The organism is Porphyromonas levii, assembly GCF_018206105.1.
GTDB lineage: Bacteria > Bacteroidota > Bacteroidia > Bacteroidales > Porphyromonadaceae > Porphyromonas_A > Porphyromonas_A levii.
Genome location: NZ_JADRGN010000073.1, coordinates 1 through 2538, shown reverse-complemented (window position 1 = coordinate 2538; position 2538 = coordinate 1). Strand labels below are relative to the sequence as shown.

2 protein-coding genes are annotated in these 2538 nt (G+C 34.8%); both read left to right on the top strand.

The annotated features are described in order from the left end of the window. Window positions 1–194 precede the first annotated feature (194 nt). On the top strand, window positions 195–1592 hold the full coding sequence (locus tag IX315_RS09475) for a carboxypeptidase-like regulatory domain-containing protein (protein WP_211639497.1): 1398 nt from the start codon (window positions 195–197) through the stop codon (window positions 1590–1592). A 164-nt stretch (window positions 1593–1756) separates the two neighbouring features. After that, entirely contained in the window at window positions 1757–2482 is a 726-nt protein-coding gene (locus IX315_RS09470; RefSeq protein ID WP_211642737.1) for a hypothetical protein, read from the top strand. The last annotated feature ends 56 nt before the right edge of the window (window positions 2483–2538 follow it).

The following is a 2538-nucleotide window of genomic DNA, read 5'->3' as shown; positions in this document are numbered from 1 at the left end:
ATGGAATAGTAGTAGCTGCATAACAATAACAAATAATGATGTAAAAAGAAAGAAAATGTGTACGTTTGTGACAGTGATAGAAAAAACACTAGCCCGTTGTTGAAAATGGGGAGTACTATATACGTTCTAAGAAGTCTTGGGATTCCTACACAGATTGACTCTTATAATTTTTCACCAGAAACATGTTTGTATTTATGACTAAAAGATTTTTACTATTATTGATTTCTTGTTTGTTTATCTCAGCTCTTTCACCGGCTCAAATATCGATTCAAGGAAAAGTACAGGATGAATTTTATCAAAATTTGCCGAGTACAACTGTTCGTCTGTTAACTACAGATTCCCTTCTGATCAAAGGTACATATACCAATCAGTATGGAGAGTTTGTTTTCTCGGAGATTTCTTCTGGAAATTATTTATTATGTTGCTCTTTTCTGGGGTATCAGCTCAGGTATGTCAGTATTTCTGTGAATCAAAAGGATACAGTCATTCCTCCTATTCAATTGTTGCCAACTTCTCATGAATTAAGTGAAGTTTTTGTTGAAGCACCATCGTATATAAGGAAAAGTGATAGAGTACTAGTGATTCCCAAACAGAATCAAATAGCCCATGCTTCTACAGGCTATGATTTGCTATATAATCTGATGATTCCTGGCATTTCTGTTGATCAGAGAAAAGGAAGTGTTTCTTCATTTGGTAGAAGCGTAACACTTTACATCAATGGAAGAAAAGCCGATTCTAGGGAAATTAAGAATATTCGCTCGAAAGATATTCTAAATGTACAGTACCATGATGTGCCTACTGGTAAATATTCTGGAGACTTTGCTTCAATCAATATCGTTACTAAAGATTATGATCAGGGTGGATATGTTGCAATAGACGGAAAACAGACCATTGGATTCAAAAGAGGAGACTATAATCTAGCGGCTAAGAAAAGTGCAGGCAATTGGGATTTTACCTTTTTCGCTGGGTATCAAATGGAAGACCACTCAGGAATATCCGAGGCCCGAGAAGAAACCTTTCATTTCCAAGAAAGGAACATTACACGAAGGTCACAAACACTCGATAGCCACTTCAAACAAGACCAACAATACTACCAGTTCTTTATTTCACATATCCGCGATAAGAGGACGCTTCTAGGCAGGATTTCTCTTTTTGCAAATGCTACTCCCATAAATCATCAGATTAGAGAAAACATTTATGCTAATACATCAATAAAAAAGCAAATAGAAGATTTAAACTCTAACCAGAAAAGCCTAATGCCAGAATTATATCTGTATGGCTCATTCAATATTACTGAGAAACAAACTCTTGATCTCAGTTTTAGAGGTAATTATGCAAGAAATAATTATGAAAGAGACTATACAGAGGGAGAATATTCTACACGAATAAAGGTAATGGAGGACTTCTATAATATGGATTTTAATGCCAACTACGCTTTGGGTTTAAATAACGGGCAGTCATTGGCTTTTAGGATTTTTCATTTCGAAAAACTTAGTAAGTCGACTTATGGAGAAAAAAACAGCAGCTGTGGACGGGAGAGACAATACTTTTTTCAGAATATAAGAAGCAATTTTCAAATTACACAACTCTAAGAATTCAGCCTGGAGTATCATCACTCATATATAAGTTAAATAGTGAAAAAAATATAAGTCAGGTCTCTTCTAGACTTCAAATGGGAATAAGTTTTTTGCCCGCACGAGGTCAATTTTTACAGTTCGGGGTAAACATTGGAAACTCGTATCCTGAAATAAAAACTATGAATAGAGTTAGTCAAGTGGTAGATTTTCTACAGATACAAAGAGGAAATCCAGATATGAAAAAGACAAGTGCTTATGCAGCGAATGTTGCATATTCATTTGCAAAAAAAAGATTCAAAGTCCAGCTATTTGCGTCTTATATGTTTGCAGATAATATGACGACAAATAGCTATTATGTGGAAAACGACAGGCTAATCAATAGTTTTAATGATGGAAATCATTATCATTCCTTCGAGAGTCATTTGGGCGCTACTTGGAGCATCACTCAAAACTTAAATCTCAAGCTTGATTCTTATCTAATCAAACAACTTCTAAATGGAAATACCGCGTTTAACTCAACAACCTTTGTCTCGGCTTTGGGACTTTGTTATATTTGGAATGATTTTGCCATAAACTTATATGGCACCATACCCTATGAATCAGCTGGAGATTTTTATGCTTTAAGTCACATAAAGACTCCTGTAGAATATGGATTTAATGCCTCGTGGACTAAAGGTAATTTGATGATAGAAGTGGGGGTAGATAATCCATTTCTTTACCAAAGAAAGGTAGTGAAGAGCTTTGTTACAAATGTGTATCAATTTAATAGTTCTCTTATCAATAGGGAAAATCAGCAGTGTGGCTTTATCAAAGTGTCATATAACTTTGACTTTGGACATAAGGCTGTAGAAAAGGATAAGAGAGTAGACTCTAAGATAGGAAGTGCTATTATGAAGGCTAATTAGAGTTTGCTGGATATATCTTAACCATGTATTATTCAATGAATTGAAGTGCTATTTTC

Coding starts and splice junctions, on each gene's coding strand:
- IX315_RS09475 (WP_211639497.1), top strand. CDS start 195: ATGACTAAAAGATTTTTACTATTATTGATTTCTTGTTTGTTTATCTCA.
- IX315_RS09470 (WP_211642737.1), top strand. CDS start 1,757: ATGAATAGAGTTAGTCAAGTGGTAGATTTTCTACAGATACAAAGAGGA.